14 protein-coding genes are annotated in these 16,342 nt (G+C 33.9%); 9 read left to right on the plus strand and 5 right to left on the minus strand.

Translation table 11 applies throughout. The features are described 5' to 3' along the window. Positions 1 to 122 precede the first annotated feature (122 nt). The 3 genes from ACQKCJ_RS07580 (at position 123) to ACQKCJ_RS07590 (ending at position 3,204) form a co-directional block, all read left to right on the plus strand. Positions 123 to 1,994: a M1 family metallopeptidase gene (locus ACQKCJ_RS07580; protein ID WP_271334292.1), complete on the plus strand. Its 1,872-nt coding sequence runs from the start codon at positions 123 to 125 to the stop codon at positions 1,992 to 1,994. Positions 1,995 to 2,014: 20 nt separating this feature from the next. Next, a complete protein-coding gene (locus tag ACQKCJ_RS07585) occupies positions 2,015 to 2,407 on the plus strand; it encodes an ACT domain-containing protein (RefSeq protein ID WP_271334291.1) in 393 nt (130 codons plus the stop codon). Between the two features lie 179 nt (positions 2,408 to 2,586). Beyond that, the gene (locus tag ACQKCJ_RS07590) at positions 2,587 to 3,204 is read left to right on the plus strand and encodes a hypothetical protein (protein ID WP_271334290.1); all 618 of its coding nucleotides are present in this window, start codon (positions 2,587 to 2,589) and stop codon (positions 3,202 to 3,204) included. 57 nt (positions 3,205 to 3,261) lie between these two features. On the opposite strand, the gene ACQKCJ_RS07595 is transcribed toward ACQKCJ_RS07590, so the two are convergent. Continuing rightward, positions 3,262 to 3,825, minus strand: coding sequence for an outer membrane beta-barrel protein (locus tag ACQKCJ_RS07595; protein ID WP_271338690.1), 564 nt, complete (start codon positions 3,823 to 3,825; stop codon positions 3,262 to 3,264). A 176-nt stretch (positions 3,826 to 4,001) separates the two neighbouring features. On the opposite strand from ACQKCJ_RS07595, the gene ACQKCJ_RS07600 reads away from it, so the two are divergent. Beyond that, a complete protein-coding gene (locus ACQKCJ_RS07600) occupies positions 4,002 to 4,406 on the plus strand; it encodes a GNAT family N-acetyltransferase (protein ID WP_271338689.1) in 405 nt (134 codons plus the stop codon). Positions 4,407 to 4,451: 45 nt separating this feature from the next. On the opposite strand, the gene ACQKCJ_RS07605 is transcribed toward ACQKCJ_RS07600, so the two are convergent. The 3 genes from ACQKCJ_RS07605 to ACQKCJ_RS07615 form a co-directional block, all read right to left on the minus strand. After that, entirely contained in the window at positions 4,452 to 6,446 is a 1,995-nt protein-coding gene (locus ACQKCJ_RS07605) for a TonB-dependent receptor (protein WP_427401700.1), read from the minus strand. A gap of 62 nt (positions 6,447 to 6,508) precedes the next feature. Continuing rightward, on the minus strand, positions 6,509 to 7,363 hold the full coding sequence (locus tag ACQKCJ_RS07610) for a hypothetical protein (RefSeq protein WP_427401701.1): 855 nt from the start codon (positions 7,361 to 7,363) through the stop codon (positions 6,509 to 6,511). Between the two features lie 79 nt (positions 7,364 to 7,442). Beyond that, positions 7,443 to 7,811, minus strand: a complete 369-nt coding sequence (locus ACQKCJ_RS07615; protein WP_271338686.1) for a hypothetical protein — start codon at positions 7,809 to 7,811, stop codon at positions 7,443 to 7,445. 432 nt (positions 7,812 to 8,243) lie between these two features. Here ACQKCJ_RS07615 and ACQKCJ_RS07620 point away from each other — a divergent pair, with 432 nt between their 5' ends. The 4 genes from ACQKCJ_RS07620 (at position 8,244) to ACQKCJ_RS07635 (ending at position 14,593) form a co-directional block, all read left to right on the plus strand. Next, positions 8,244 to 8,627 (plus strand): hypothetical protein, encoded by a 384-nt coding sequence (locus ACQKCJ_RS07620; protein ID WP_271338685.1) that lies wholly within the window; start codon positions 8,244 to 8,246, stop codon positions 8,625 to 8,627. Positions 8,628 to 8,802: 175 nt separating this feature from the next. Then, positions 8,803 to 9,885, plus strand: coding sequence for an efflux RND transporter periplasmic adaptor subunit (locus ACQKCJ_RS07625; RefSeq protein ID WP_271338684.1), 1,083 nt, complete (start codon positions 8,803 to 8,805; stop codon positions 9,883 to 9,885). A gap of 99 nt (positions 9,886 to 9,984) precedes the next feature. Beyond that, positions 9,985 to 13,152 carry an efflux RND transporter permease subunit gene (locus ACQKCJ_RS07630; RefSeq protein ID WP_271338683.1) on the plus strand — a complete coding sequence of 1,056 codons (3,168 nt, stop codon included), beginning with the start codon at positions 9,985 to 9,987 and terminating at the stop codon, positions 13,150 to 13,152. Next, positions 13,145 to 14,593: a TolC family protein gene (locus ACQKCJ_RS07635; protein ID WP_271338682.1), complete on the plus strand. Its 1,449-nt coding sequence runs from the start codon at positions 13,145 to 13,147 to the stop codon at positions 14,591 to 14,593. Before ACQKCJ_RS07630 ends, ACQKCJ_RS07635 begins: the two co-directional genes overlap by 8 nt. 220 nt (positions 14,594 to 14,813) lie before the next feature. Here ACQKCJ_RS07635 and ACQKCJ_RS07640 read toward each other — a convergent pair whose 3' ends face one another. Continuing rightward, positions 14,814 to 15,563, minus strand: a complete 750-nt coding sequence (locus tag ACQKCJ_RS07640) for a DeoR/GlpR family DNA-binding transcription regulator (protein ID WP_271338681.1) — start codon at positions 15,561 to 15,563, stop codon at positions 14,814 to 14,816. Between the two features lie 84 nt (positions 15,564 to 15,647). Here ACQKCJ_RS07640 and ACQKCJ_RS07645 point away from each other — a divergent pair, with 84 nt between their 5' ends. Beyond that, positions 15,648 to 16,181: a 5' nucleotidase, NT5C type gene (locus tag ACQKCJ_RS07645; protein WP_271338680.1), complete on the plus strand. Its 534-nt coding sequence runs from the start codon at positions 15,648 to 15,650 to the stop codon at positions 16,179 to 16,181. The last annotated feature ends 161 nt before the right edge of the window (positions 16,182 to 16,342 follow it).

Raw genomic sequence — 16,342 nt, forward strand, 5'->3', positions numbered from 1 at the left:
TTTTAAGTTATTTAATATCAGATGGTATAGTTTAAAAACTATAATTTTAAATTTGTGTAACATTAAGTTAGAAAACTCAACTAATGTTATAATCAATTAATCATCAAATCTTAAATCAACTTATGAAAAAACGATCACTTCAATTGCTGTTAATAGCCTTTGTGTTTTTAGCTCAAAATAGCTTTTCACAAGAGCTTTATATGCCAAGAAATATAAAAGAATCTTATGCTGATAATGTTCGTTCTATGGACGGAAAGCCGGGTAAAAATTATTGGCAAAATCATGGTAAATATACCATTGCCCTGCAAGTAAATGCCGATACTAAAATAGTTAGCGGAACTGAAACTATCGTTTATGAAAATAATAGTAACGATACGCTGAAAAATTTACGAATTAGATTTGTAAATAATATTCATAAAAAAACATCGCCACGGGCGGTACAAAATAGTGAAGATTTTTTTACTGATGGTTTAACAATTACTGCTTTAAAAATTGAAGGAATAGTTTACAAGGAAGATGCCAAAGACTGGGGAACAGTAGAAAAAGTAAAAATGAAAAAACCTTTGCCTCCGCACAGTAAAATTACAATTGATATTGATTGGAATTATCCCTTATCAAAACTTAGCGGAAGAGAAGGACAAATCGATAACAGCACATTTTTTGTGGCCTACAGTTATCCTCGTGTTTCTGTTTTTGATGATTATAATAAATGGGATGACCTTCCTCATACTTCAGGTCAGGAGTTTTATAATGATTTTAATGACTATACCTATTCTGTAGAAGCACCAAAAAATTATGTTGTTTACGGAACAGGAGATTTATTGAATCCGGATGAGGTTTTGCAGCCTGAATTTGCTTCACGCTTAAAGAAATCATATACAACAGATGAAGTTTTGCATATTGCCAATGAACAGGAAATGAAAAGTGGTATTGTAACAACACAAAACGAATGGAATGTCTGGAAATTTGAAGCCAAAAATATCACAGATGTTTGTTTTGGTCTAAGTGATCATTATTTATGGGATGCCGGTAGTGTTGTCGTAGATAAAAAAACAAATAGACGTGCGAGTATACAGGCAGCTTATGATGTGGCAGGAACTGATTTTGTAAATTCGATCAAGAACAATCAATATGCATTAGATTGGTTTTCTAATAACTGGCCGGGAATTCCGTATCCGTTTTCTAAAATGACAGCTTTTCAGGGTTTCGCAGATATGGAGTATCCAATGATGTGTAACGATTCTCAAATGGGCGATCCCGTTTTTGCACAATTGGTTCAGGATCATGAAGTCGCTCATACTTATTTTCCGTTTTATATGGGAATCAACGAAACGCGTTATGCTTTTATGGATGAAGGCTGGGCAACGACCTTTGAATATTTAATAGGAATTGCAGAACATGGAAAAGAAGCTGCTGATAAATTTTATAAAGAATTTCGAGTGCAGCAATACATAAACGATCCATCGACCGAAGAAGATCAGCCCATTATTACCATGTCATCACAGTTATCAGATTCAGGTTATGGCAATAATTCATATGGTAAAGCATCATTATCTTATATCGCCCTAAAAGATCTGCTTGGTGATGATTTGTTCAAAAAATCCCTTCATGCCTATATGGATAAATGGAATGGTAAACATCCAATTCCTTGGGATTATTTTAATTCGTTTAATACTGCTTCAGGAAAAAACTTGAATTGGTTCTTTAATAACTGGTTTTTTACCAATAATTATATTGATATTTCGATTAAAAATGTGGCCAAAAATGTTGTTTCAGTAGAAAACGTTGGAGGTTTTGCGATTCCGTTTGATATTATTGTTACCTATTCTGATAAAACGACAGAAACTATTCATCAAACACCTGCAGTTTGGCAAGCCAATCAAAAACGTGCTGTAATTGCCCTAAAAAATAAAAAAGAAATTAAACAAGTAACAGTCGATGGCGGTATTTTTATGGATGCAACACCAAAGAATAATACATGGTCTTCTAAATAATCTAGAATGAATTTATAAATATGTCAGGAGAAAAAGATTTACAGCAATTGCTAAAAAGCATGAAACCGGAACATAATTCAGGTGATTACGTTTTTTGTAAAACAGATAGTTTAAAAGATATTGATCTAAAGGAAGTTGAAATGTTTTTTAAAGAAAAAGAAGCGATTACCTTAATTCTTAAAAAAGAAGTCGCTGATAAATTAAAACTCGATTATTCGATTTTAATGTCCTGGATAACACTTACGGTTCATTCATCATTAGAAGCGGTTGGTTTGACAGCAGCTTTTTCGAAAGCACTTTCAGAGCATGAAATTAGTTGCAATGTTGTGGCTGCTTTTTATCATGATCATATTTTTGTCAATAAAAAAGATACCGATAAGGCAATGCAAATTTTGAGTTCATTTTCGAATTAAAATTAACTTCATTTCGCCAGAAATAACTAATATCATAAAAAAGGAATCTAATAATTATCAGATTCCTTTTTTTTGTGTTTTTATAAGCAAGTTTTTTCTTTAAAATTAAATGTGGAAAACCGTAAGAATTATGGAATAAAAAACTAGGTTTGCAAAAAAAAGAATAAAATACCATATAAATGAAAAAGCCCCTCCTTTTAATTGTTTTATTAATTCTTTCTAAAACTTTTGCTCAAAATAATTCTAAAACTGCATTTCAAAAGAGCAGATACGAATTAGCCATGTCTTATTATGACAAAGCTGACTTTAAGAAAGCTATTGACTTATTTTATTTTGCGTCTAAAATTAAACCTGAAAACGAAATAGGTATTGAGTCTGCTAAAAAAGTAGATACTTTGCAGCATATTTTGAGAGAAGATATAATGACTCAGGCTTTAGGTACCTGGAAAATGATTGGTGACAAACCAATATGGGCAGTTAATCAAACCTATGATTCTGCAGAAAAAGATTTCGAAGAGTTAGTTGAAATCAATAAAAATGAAATTTTGTTTTACGAGAGAAACAAGAAAACCCAAGAAAAGAAACTAATTAAATCTGAACCATTAGTTTATTATGATGGAGAAGAAACAAGCTCTTTATTTTCGGATATTATTTTATCTGATGGTACTGTTTGGCATTGTATAATTAGTAACAAATCAGATGAATTACGTGTCATTAACGTTGGAAAAAAAGGCGCGAATGGTTATGAGAAAATAACAGAGGATAATATAGAACGTTTTTATTCAAAAGTGAAATAATAAAAAAAGGAATCTAAATTTAGATTCCTTTTTTTGTATGTAGAAAAAAGAGTTTTTCTATAAAAATTTATATCCCAGTGAGATATTAGAAGCGGCCGTTTTTACTTTTCTGTTTGATGGATCAATATCTGTAACACCGGCAAGATATCGGTAGTCTAAAGTCAATCTCCATAAATCTACACCAACTCCGCCAAGGATACTGCTGTTGTTTTTTTCAATATCAATAGGATTCAGGCTATTATTTGCTTTAATATCCGAATAATTTTTCCAGTTGTATCCCGCAAATATCCGAACATTTCCTAGTTTTCCCAGAGGAACAACTTTAAAACCAATAAGTAGCGTAGCATCAGTTCCTGATAATTGATATTCAGTTTCTCCAATTCCGGTTTGAGCAACGTTGAATTTTGATTTCGCATATCCAAATTCACCCTGACCGTAAAAAAGTAATAAGTTCACTCTCACAAATCCTGCAGCTCCTATGCCGGTTCCTGAGCTTTTTGAACTAAAATCATTGGTTAGGGGAGACGTTATATTATAAGAAAATTGAGGTCCGAATTGTATTAATTGTGCAAAACCATTTACACTAATACACAATACTACTGCTAAAATGAATTTTTTCATAATTGGATTTGTTTTTTTAGATCGTATAAAAATAAATATTATTAATTTAAAAAGAATGATTTATCTTATTTATTTCGTGTATGTTTTTGATAATGAGTAAAATGTATTTGTGGTAGTCGCATTTGATATAATTATAAAATGTCTTAAATTTGAAACATTAAAGAAAAAATGATATAATGGTAATTAAAGCAATCGAAGCCTCTCAAACCTGGCAAATCAGGCATGAAATTATGTGGCCGGATCAGCCTTTTGAGTTTGTTCAGTTACAAGAAGATAATTCAGGATTGCATTTTGGCGTGTTTGTTCATGATCAATTAGTTTCGATAGTTTCTTGTTTTATTAAGAACACTGAAATGCAGTTTCGGAAATTAGCAACCCTCGAAGAATATCAGGGAAAAGGGATCGCATCTGAACTTTTGAACCATATTTTTAAAGTCGCAAAAGAAAAAGACTTAAAAAAAGTCTGGTGCAATGCCAGAACCAACAAAAAATCTTTTTATGAGAAATTAGGAATGGTCGATACGCATCAAACTTTTATTAAGGAAGGAAAGGAATTTACAATAATGGAAACTTTGTGGTAAACGTATATCCACTAATTAGTTTGTTTCATCAATCATAAAGAGGTTTTAAAATAAAACATATGAAACATTAATAAAAAAATTTCTTCCTTGTCTCGGGATTTTATTCCAGTCAGAGAATGTAGTGTAATATTTATCAAAAATGTTTTCGACGCCAGCCTGAACGTTTAGTTTCTTTTCATTCCAAGGAAAAGTATAACCGGAATTGAAATTAAAGATTACATAACCTGATGTTTTAGTTTCGCCGTAAGCTGCTGCAAATTTTACCTGAGTTAGATTTCCGGATGCTCCAAATCCTAAATTGAAATTTTCTTTTTTAAATTGTAAGTTCCCGGAATAGCGCAACGGACTTATGAAAGGCAAATTATTATGATCGTCATCTTTGCCGCAGCTATAAGCCAGAAGTGTTTTAAAATACCAGTTTTGGGCTATTTTATATTCCAAATTCAAATCTGTATTAAAAATTGTAGCATAATTCAAAGCATTATAGACTTTTACTCCTGAGCCTCCAATAGTCATAGGCTGTATGTTAGGATCAATTTTCCCGATGATATAATCCTGAATATGAAAAAACGATGAAGTTAGGTTCGCCGTAAATGTTTCGGTTTTAAATCCAAAAGAGAGATTCGCTTCAAATGATTTCTCGTTTTGTAAATTGGGATTTCCTATATAATCATAAAAATCATTACTGTTGTACAGATAATAACCATAACCTTCTGAAACTGATGGAGCTCTTTCTCCGTAAGCCAAACCAAAACCGTATTCGAATTTATTATGATGCAAAATATAATTTCCCGCAAGACTTTTTAAAACATGATTTTTAGTTGCATTCATATCAGGATAAAAAATCTCAAGACTTTGCAAACCAAATTCATCTGCAACCTTATTAGAATGAATTCCAATATTTGTAGAAACTTTGATATTAGCATTTGGAGAAATTTGCATTCCGTCTTCAAGATATAAACCATTATAAAAAGTTCGAACATCAGGCCAAGTATACATAAACATGGGATTCTCTTTAGGATTACTTGGATACATCGTCATTTCGGCAATCGATTTGTTATAAAAACTATTCAGGTTTGCCATGAAGTGATGGTTTTCATACCTCCCTTTTAGTTTAGAATAATATCCATAAGTGTCAGACCATCCGGGCATATCCATATGAATGGGGACGTTTGGTCTTTTAGTATCATCCATTTTATGTGTAATAGTGTTATAGTATACTTTAGTTTCCCAATTGGTAAAATAAGAAGAAACAGGAGTATAGCTATAGCGCAAAGAAGTTATGGTGGCTTTTGCCAAAGAAACATCCATAGGCAGAGCAGGATAACCCACATCTGTAGCTTTATCATAAATTACAGCACCTTCGATCAAACCTTTTTTGCCTAAATAAAAACCGGCTGTAGCCGAGAGATTGTATTTTGTAAACTGCGAAAAATCTATTTCTTCATGATTCCCTGCTTTATAATTTTGGGCATCGCGATAAGTAAAATCGGTATTAACGTAAAAGGACTTATCGTTGAATCCTATAGATGTTCCCAGAATTTTATGTTGATTATTGGTTTCGTAACCAGTTTTAGCAGCACCATTCCATCCTAATTCTTTTTGATTAAGATTGGCTCGCTTCAAATCGATCGATCCGCCAATTGTTGGTCCATGACAGCTTCCTTGTTGGCCCGAAGCAATATTAGCTTCAGAAAGATTCGATACCTCAACATAAGAAGTAACAGGATCCATTTTGTCCGTACAAGCACCAAAAATGCGCATACCATCAATTGTAATAACAGTTCTTTCAGTCGCCATATTATTGATAATTGGTTCCAGTGCGTATCCGCCCCTTCGTACCATATTAACTTTTGATGATTGCTGCAAGTATTCCTCAACTGTTGCAAGAGATTTTGGCTGTTTAAGGCGAGCAGGCGTTTTTTTGCTGATAACAATAATTTCATTCAGATCAACTGGCGAAATACTGTCTTTTTCTTGTTTCTGCGCAAAACAAATAGTAGAAAATGCTGCTAACAGAATTGTGGCTGTAATTTTCATAATATCATAAATAGGCAGGCTAAGTGTGATCACTTAGCCCTTTCTTGTTAGTAATAAAATGATTAAAATTCCGCCTCAAAAAAGAGGCTGCTTTGCAGATTTTCAGTTGCAAAATCTTCCCCTTTCAATACTTCTCCGGTAGCATTCAGGAGCTGCAGGTTTATTTTCCAATAACCGGTCATAGTCAGCGAAAGTTTTCCATTATAAGTTCCTCCGGATAATGATTGCAGTAAATCAGTATTGTTAGGCGAACTATGATTACCCATACTTGGCATTCGCGGATCTATTTTTATTTTAAAATTATCAACTACATTGAATGTAATCAGATCATCCTGCATTTTATAAAGACCAACTGTCATGTTGTTTAAGGCAACTTTTGGTGTTTTCGGACTGATGTAAGCCAGAATATATCTTACTCCGTCAGTTCCGGTAAAAGAGTTTACCGTACGTTTTTGAGAAGCAATTACAGCTATAGCAGATGTTGCATTAGACTTAATATCATCAATCGTATAATCTATTTGCAAATGCCAGGCATCTGTATCATTTTGAGCCATTTGAAAAATAATATCGCCGCGATATAGAGTTTGCTTGCCTGAAATTTTTTCGATGCCAGATCTCAGACAAGAATGTTGCATTGCAGCCATTTTCATTATTGGTATCCAGTTAAACGAAGCGTTTGTAATGTATTTATTGGTGGTTTTGTCTTTTATTCTTAACGAGATTTGATTGTACCCCTGTGTTAGTACTCCAGTTTCGGAATAAAGTTCAATAACATGATTTTCATTGGATAGTTTCTGAATTTTTACAAGTCCCAAGGTTTCGTCAACTGCAGTTTCCGGTGTAGAATCACTATCAGATGTACAAGAAAAAAATGTAATTGCCAAGAAAAGAAAAGATAAATATTTGAAATTTTTCATAAGTATTAAATTAAAAAACAGATAATAAATAGCGTATCGGTAATAGCACCGATAAGAAAATTAATAAAGATTCTGGAAATTAATACTGAAAAGCAGGTGGATGAAATATCAAAACGATATTAAAATAAGAATACAAATTATGTCGCAAAATATCATTTGTCAAAATTGATTTAACAGCAAAATTGAAATTAAAAGCGTGAATATTTTCAATAAATAATAAGTCAATTCCTGAGGAAACGTTTTTTTTCTCTGACGAGGGAGAGTCATTTTCTGTGGTTTTTGCCAATTCTTTTTTAAGATGACATTTCCCATTACAACCCAATTGAGGTTGTTTTTTGTTTTCACAAAGTTCCTTAGCTATATAGTCATAGTTAACAATATAATTTAAAACAGGAAAAGCCGGTCTTAAAATTATCGCTATTAAAAATAGATACGCTAGAATTTTCATTGTGATTTATAAAGACACAAATTTATGTACAACTTATTTTACAAAATATGATTGTTGTCATATAAATAAAAATGTAAGAAGTAGGACTTTGGTGTTCGAATAATAACGGCTTAAATCGTAATTTTTTTAAAAAAGAAAAAGAATAATTTTCAATAGCCTAAATTTTATTATAGAAAAGACTGCTTAAATTATAGAATAAAAGATATAAAGTCAAATCATTGCGATTTTGATTGTTTTGTATAAGTTTAAGATTATGTATTAGAATAATTCTAAGAGGAGGTTGTTTTTTTATGATATTTTCGCATAAAGTAATAATATTTTGTTGTAATTCATACTTAGTAAAACAATGAAAACGTTTTCGTTTTTACTAAATGTTAAAGCTTATAAAAAAATCTTTTTTTGTTTCGATACTTTCCTTACTTTCGCACCCAAATGAGAAAGTTAATAGTATTTTTAGTATTCATGAATTTGCTTCTGCTTGGCGGAGGGCAATATCTTAATGCTGGTACTCCACAAAACTTTCGTCAGCATACTCTTGAGAAAAAGCACCGAGTAAAATTCACCAATCAGGATCAGGGCAGTTCAATAATTGAAGATGCAGATATAGATCTTGAAGAAGAATATCTTGGAAGTGATGATCTTACAGATGGACTTTCAAATAAGTTTTTTGCAACAAACTACAGTTTACTTGACAATTGGTACCTTTCCTTTTCAAGTCAGACTATTGTAAATGATTACAATCGTTTTAAAATCTTCGTGCCATTTTGTGGCAACTCAAATCCTATCTACATTACCCAACAGGTTCTAAGAATTTGATTCAACAGTATACATCGGTTACCTAAGTTGTGATCTGCATATCTTGTTGATGTATTTTTTTTCTACCTCATCTTATATGAAAGTTAAGTTCTGACTAAGGGTGCCTGATGCATTTTTTCATCTAAAGGAATCTCTGTATTCCAAGCATTCAATCGCTTAATTTCCAAATAAAATCATGAAAAGAATTATCTTGTTCACAGGCTTAATTGCTCTGGTGTGCCTAACTAGTTGTACAGCTAAAAAAGAAGAAAAAGAAGAAGCGGAAAAATTTACCGTAACTAATCCGGTAAGAATTGATACTTCATTTACTAAAGAATATGTTTCGCAGATTAAATCTGTGCGCAATATTGAACTTCGTGCCCAGGAAAAAGGGTTTTTACAAAACATTTATGTTGACGAAGGACAGTTTGTGAAAAAAGGACAGCTGTTGTTTAAAATTATGCCAAACATGTATCAGGCAGAATTACTTAAAGCACAAGCTGAACAAAAATCTGTAGAAATTGAATTGCAAAATTCAAAATTACTGGCAGATAAAAATATCGTTTCTAAAAACGAATTAAGTGTAGCGCAGGCAAAACTGCAGTCGGCAAAAGCTGAAGTATCACTGGCAAAACTTCATTTATCATTTACTGAAATCAGAGCTCCTTTTGACGGAACGATTGACCGTATCCCGTTAAAACTTGGAAGTCTTATCGACGAAGGCGAATTGTTAACAAGCCTTTCAGACAACAGTCAGATGTTTGCTTACTTCAACGTATCAGAACCTGAATATCTACAATATCAGACAGACGTAAAAGATCGTGCTGATAGTAAAGTAAGTTTGGTTTTGGCCAATGGAGAAATATTTAAAGAAAAAGGAAACGTAGAAGTTATCGAAAGTGAATTTAATAGTGAAACCGGAAATATTGCTTTTAGAGCAAGATTCCCTAATTCAGGAAAATTACTTAGAAACGGAGAAACCGGACAAGTTAAAATGTTGGTACCGCTTAAAAATGCGATAATAATTCCGCAAAAAGCAACTTACGAAATTCAGGATAAAAAGTATGTTTTTGTTGTTGATAAAAACAATAAAGTAACTTCAAGAGAAATTACTATTACAGGCGAAATCCCTGATTTGTACGTGATCAAAACAGGTCTTACAGAAAATGATAAAATTTTACTTGAAGGAGTTCAGAAAGTAAAAGAGAATGACAAAATTAAATATGAATTCCAGTCTCCTAAGGAGGTAATGAATCATTTGCGCGTAAAAGCAGAGTAATTTTTTGTTTCAGGTTTCACGTTCAGTGCTAAACTTGAAACTCAAAACTTTGAACAATCGCAGATTTGCTTTGGTTTTAATCATTAAAAAAAATATAAAATGTTTAATAAATTTATTCAAAGACCTGTTCTGTCGATAGTAATATCGTTGATAATTGTCTTTTTAGGGGTATTGTCGGTATTGAATTTACCTATTACACAATTCCCTACAATTTCACCGCCAATGGTGAATGTTACCGCAGATTATCCGGGATCTAACGGTGAATTGATGATCAAAGCCGTTGTAATTCCTCTGGAAAGAGCCTTAAATGGAGTTCCCGGAATGAAATATATGGCTTCTGATGCAGGAAATGACGGTGAAGCGACCATAAAATTGGTGTTTAACTTAGGAACAGATCCTAATCAGGCTGCGATCAACGTTCAGAACCGTGTGGCTTCGGTTACTAATAAATTACCTCCATTAGTAATTAGAGAAGGTATTAAAATTACACGAGAAGTGCCAAGTATGTTGATGTACGTGAATCTTTATAGTACAGATAAAAATACTGACATGAAGTTCTTGTATAACTATGCTGATATCAACGTACTTTCAGAATTAAAAAGGGTAAATGGTATTGGTTCAGGAGATATCTTGGGAACACGTGAATATGCAATGCGTATTTGGTTAAAACCAGATCGTATGTTGGCTTATAAAATTTCTGCCGATGAGGTAATGGATGCCTTATCTAGTCAGAGTTTAGAAGCTTCACCTGGTAAAACGGGAGAAAGTTCAGGTAAACGTTCTCAGGCATTTGAATATGTATTAAAATATTCCGGACGTTTTACGACCAAAGAGCAATATGAGAATATTGTTGTAAAATCAAACGCTAACGGAGAACTTTTACGTTTGAAAGACGTTGCTAAAGTAGAATTTGGTAGTTCGATGTACGATATTTATTCGAACTTAAACGGAAGACCATCTGCGGCAATTGTACTAAAACAGTCATTTGGTAGTAATGCCAATCAGGTTATTGAAGAGGTAAAGGCTAAATTAGAAAAAATCAAGAAAAGATTCCCTAAAGGAATGGATTATGAGATTTCGTATGACGTTTCTAAATTCCTTGATGCTTCTATCGAAAAAGTTATTCATACCCTTGTTGAAGCTTTTATTCTGGTAGGTATAGTAGTATTCCTGTTCTTAGGAGACTGGCGTTCTACGGTTATTCCCGCAATTGCGGTTCCTGTATCATTGATTGGAACGTTTGTGTTCATGACCTTCTTTGATATTTCATTAAACTTAATCACCTTATTTGCTTTAGTTCTGGCTATTGGAGTCGTCGTCGATGATGCGATTGTAGTAATCGAAGCTGTTCACGCCAAGATGGAGGAAGAGCATCTCTCGCCACTTAAAGCCACTAAAAAAGCGATGCATGAGATTGCAGGAGCAATTATTGCCATTACATTCTTAATGGCGGCAGTATTTATTCCCGTAGCATTTATGTCTGGACCGGTTGGAGTATTTTACAGACAGTTCTCTGTAACTATGGCAACAGCTATTATCCTTTCTGGTATTGTGGCTTTGACATTGACTCCTGCGCTTTGTGCAATGATGTTAAGAAATGAGCATGGTAAACCTAAAAAGAAAACGCCTGTAAATATATTTATAGACGGATTTAATAATAAGTTCAATTTAGCGCAAGGAAAATACCAAAATTTATTAGCTAAAATTGTAAACAGAAGAGCCGTTACTATTATTGCGCTTCTTGTATTTTGCGCCGGAACATGGTTGATTAGCAGTACTGTTCCTTCCGGATTTATCCCGAATGAGGATCAGGGTATGTTTTATGCTGTTATTCAAACACCACCGGGTTCATCATTAGAAAGAACAAATAATATTGCTGAAAAACTACAGAAAATTGCTGAAAAAATAGACGGAGTAAAATCAGTTTCTTCATTAGCAGGTTATGAAATTTTGTCTGAAGGTACAGGTTCAAATTCAGGAACTTGTTTAGTTAACCTTAAAGACTGGAGCGACAGAAAACACTCTGTTCTTGAGATTATGGCTGAATTGGAAGAAAAATCTAAAGATATTGCAGGTGCAAATATTGAGTTTTTTCAACCACCTGCTGTACCGGGATATGGTGCTGCCGGAGGATTTGAGCTGCGTTTGTTAGATAAAACTGGTTCTAATGATTACAAAAAAATGGAGCAGGTAAATAACGATTTTGTTAAAGAGTTAAATACCCATCCGGAATTATCTAACGTGTTTAGTTTTTATAGTTCTAGTTTCCCGCAATACATGATGAAAGTCGACAATGATTTGGCTCAGCAAAAAGGGGTTTCTATCGAAAATGCCATGAACACTTTGTCAACTCTTGTGGGTAGTAACTATGAAATTAGTTTTATTAAATACGGAATTAACTATAAAGTAATTGTTCAGGCTTCTCCGGAATATCGTGCTCAGCCGGATGATATTTTAAAGTTGTATGTAAAAAACAATCGTGATGAAATGGTACCTTTTTCTGCTTTCATGAAGTTAGAAAAAGTATATGGACTTTCTGAGATTACGAGACATAACATGTATACTTCCACGCAAATTAGTGGTTCTGCTGCGCCAGGCTATAGTTCAGGTACAGCGATTAAAGTAATTCAGGAAGTTGCGGCCGCAAAATTACCCAGAGGATACGATATTGACTGGGCAGGTATTTCTGCAGATGAGGTTGCCCAGGGTAATCAGGCAATTTGGGTATTCATGATTTGTTTAGGATTTGTATACCTGGTATTAGCCGCTCAATACGAAAGTTTTATTTTACCATTATCTGTAATCCTTTCTTTACCGGCAGGTATTTTTGGAGCTTTCTTATTGTTGAAGTTAACAGGATTAGAGAACAACATTTATGCTCAGGTAGCGATGGTAATGCTTATTGGTTTACTGGGTAAAAATGCCGTACTGATTGTAGAGTTTGCGATACAGCGACATGCCGCAGGAAGATCAGTACTTGAAGCCGCAATGGAGGGAGCGAAAGCGAGGTTCCGTCCAATTTTGATGACTTCATTTGCTTTTATTGCGGGATTATTACCGCTTGCATTTGCTAGTGGTCCGGGTAAAATTGGTAACAGAACTATTGGTACAGCAGCTGCCGGTGGTATGCTTATAGGTACTATTTGTGGGGTATTTGTAATTCCGGGCTTGTATTACATTTTTGCCAGAATTGCAGAAAAACATAAACTGGTAAAACATGAAGAAGAGAATCCATTAACAGAAGAAATTGATAACAATCATGTATAAATTCAAATCATATCAATATGGTATTGCATTAGGTATATGTCTTACGGTTGCAGGGTGTAAAGCCCCTGCGCCTGAGGCAGCACCTACTACAAGTATGCCAGTTCCTGAGTCGTTTGGTGTAACAGCTCAATCTCAGGATGCAAACAACACCTCAGCTTTACAATGGAAAGATTACTTTAAGGATCAAAACCTTGTAGACTTGATTGATGTTGCCTTAAAAAATAATCAGGAATTAAATATTACTTTACAGGAAATTGAAATCGCAAAGAATGATATTCGTGTAAAAAAAGGACTTTTGTTGCCAACAGTTGGTGTTCGCGCCGGAGCTGGAGTAGAAAAAGTAGGTAGATACACAAGTCAGGGTGCTGGTGATGCTACGACAGAAATTAAACCAGGTAAGGAAACACCGGATCCATTAGGAGATTTTACCATCTCTGCTTATGCGAATTGGGAAGTAGATATCTGGAAAAAACTGCGTAATTCTAAAAAAGCAGCATTAAACAGATATTTAGCGACTGTAGAAGGTAAAAACTTTGTAATTACCAATCTTATTGCTGAAGTGGCTGATTCATATTATGAATTATTGGCTTTGGATACACAGTTGGATATTGTGAACCAAACGATCAAATTGCAAAGTAATGCTTTAGAAATTGTAAAAATTCAAAAGCAAGCTGCAAGAGCAACAGAACTGGGAGTTAAAAAGTTTGAGGCTGAAGTTCTGACTTCAAAAAGTATGGAGTTTGACATTCGTCAGCAAATTAAAGAGGCAGAGAATAAAATCAACTTTTTGTTAGCGAGATACCCACAGGAAATCAAGAGAACAAACAGTACTAACTTTTTAAGTTTGTTACCGGCTGCTGTGAGTTCAGGAATTCCGTCTCAATTATTGACAAATCGTCCTGATGTAAAACAAGCAGAACTAGAATTGGTAGCTTCAAAATTAGATGTAAAAGTTGCCCGTGCTGAGTTCTATCCTTCATTAGATATATCAGCTGCAGTAGGTATAGATGCTTTCAAACCATCTTATTTATTTACTTTCCCAGAATCTATTTTATATTCATTAGCAGGAGATCTTGCTGCGCCATTGATTAACAGAAATGCGATCAAGGCCGAGTTTGCAAGTGCAAACGCAAGACAACTTCAGGCGTTGTATAATTACGACCGTACGGTTTTGAACGCTTATTTAGAAGTGTCAAACCAACTTTCTAAGATTGAGAATCTTCAAAAAGGATATGATCTTAAATCGAAACAAGTTGATGCTTTAAATACATCTATTGATATTTCTAATGATTTGTTTAAATCAGCGAGAGTTGATTATTTCGAAGTGTTAATGACACAACGTGATGCGTTAGAAGCAAAATTAGAATTGGTTGATACTAAAAAAGAACAGCTAAATGCTGCCGTCCATGTTTATAGAGACTTAGGAGGCGGATGGAAATAATATTGCCCGTTAATTTGTAGATAAAAAGCCTTTCAAGATTTATACCTTGAAAGGCTTTTTTATTTTTTGAAAATCTAAATTTCGATAAATTTTCTTTTGAAATTGAGTGTCCTGGCCCAGATAGGAGCGGTATCCTTTTGTTGCCTTCTTTAGGCAGGAAAAGATATAACGGATAGCTGGAAATAGCTCCTTATCAGTATCATCTAAATTCATGAGGGAACTAAACAATTGTCAAGCCAGCTTCTTTGTAAACTTTTAATGTTTCATCTTCTGGGGCAATGTTTGTTACCAATACATTAATGGCTTTGATAGGAGAGACAAAATACGATTCGGCGGTTCCTACTTTTTCAATAGAACTTAAGGCGATTATAAAATTGGCGTTCTGAATCATGTTCTTTTTGATTTGCGAATCGTCATACAAAGCAGCGGTAACTCCACGTTCGTCATGAATGCTGCAAATTCCTAAAATACATATATCAGCCCTAAAATTTCTAAAAAAATCAATAGTTTCAATACTTGCGGTCGTAAAAGATGTTTTGCACATTTTTCCGCCTGCAAAAATCAAGTCGATATTAGGTAAATCTTCGATTAATGCTGCAACCGGAAAACTATTGGTTATAACAGTAATTTTTAAATCATAAGGAAAACTTGCAACTAAAGCCAAAGAAGTTGTTCCGCCATCGATAAAAACGACTTGTCCGTCTTTTAAAAATGAAATTGCTTTTTCGGCAATAATTTTTTTGTTTTCAAGATCGTGTTTTTCTCTATTTCTATAATGCAGCGGAATAGGAGAAGGAGCTACCGCACCACCCCGAACGGCCTTTAGTAATCCCTGATCTGATAGTTCTTTTACATCACGTCTAATGGTGTCTTCAGAGACGTTCAGGTATTCACTAAGTTCCAGTAAAGTTACACGATGCTCTTTTGATAAGTACTCTAAAATTACTTTTTGACGTTCTTCTTTTTTCATGTGTTGCAAAATTATATTGCAAAAATAAGTTAAAATTGCAATAATTTGCAATATTTGCGTAAATTTGTTGCAAAATCATTTATAATGAAAAAGAAAACAATTGCTATCGATATGGATGGTGTACTTGCGGATATCGAGGCACAATTAATTGAACATTACAATAAAGCAAACGGAACTATAGTATCAAGAGAAAGTATTCAGGGATTAGCAGAAGAAGAGGCTTTTAGTGATAGAACTCTTTTACGAGGCGTCCTTAATACAGATAATTTTTTTAGAACATTACCGGTAATGCCGGATGCGGTTGAAAGTTTGCAAAGATTGCAAGAGAATTTTGAAATTTTTATTGTTTCTGCTGCGACAGAATTTCCTGTTTCACTTGCAGAAAAAGTGGCATGGCTTGGGGAATATTTTCCTTTTATTAAATGGGAGAATATCATTTTATGCGGAAGCAAAAGAATTATAAATACAGATTATATGATCGATGATCACTGCAAAAATCTGGATTATTGTATGGGTAAACCAATTATGTTTACCGCATTTCATAACGTGAATCAAACGCATCATTTGCGTGTGAACAACTGGAAAGAAGCAGTTGCTTACTTAGAGGAAACATTATAACGCAACGAGGTTATAATATTATTGTTTTTTGAAGAGAAAAGCCTTTCTGGAGTAATCCTGAAAGGCTTTTTGTTGTGTGCCCAGCATGGGCGATAACTCTAGGGTGTAAGTCCCGAACACGCCTTTACAGTGGGAAGTGTTAGCTGAATGCAAGGGTGTCC

It is taken from the genome of Flavobacterium sp. NPDC079362 (genome assembly GCF_050267765.1).
Classification (GTDB): domain Bacteria; phylum Bacteroidota; class Bacteroidia; order Flavobacteriales; family Flavobacteriaceae; genus Flavobacterium; species Flavobacterium azizsancarii.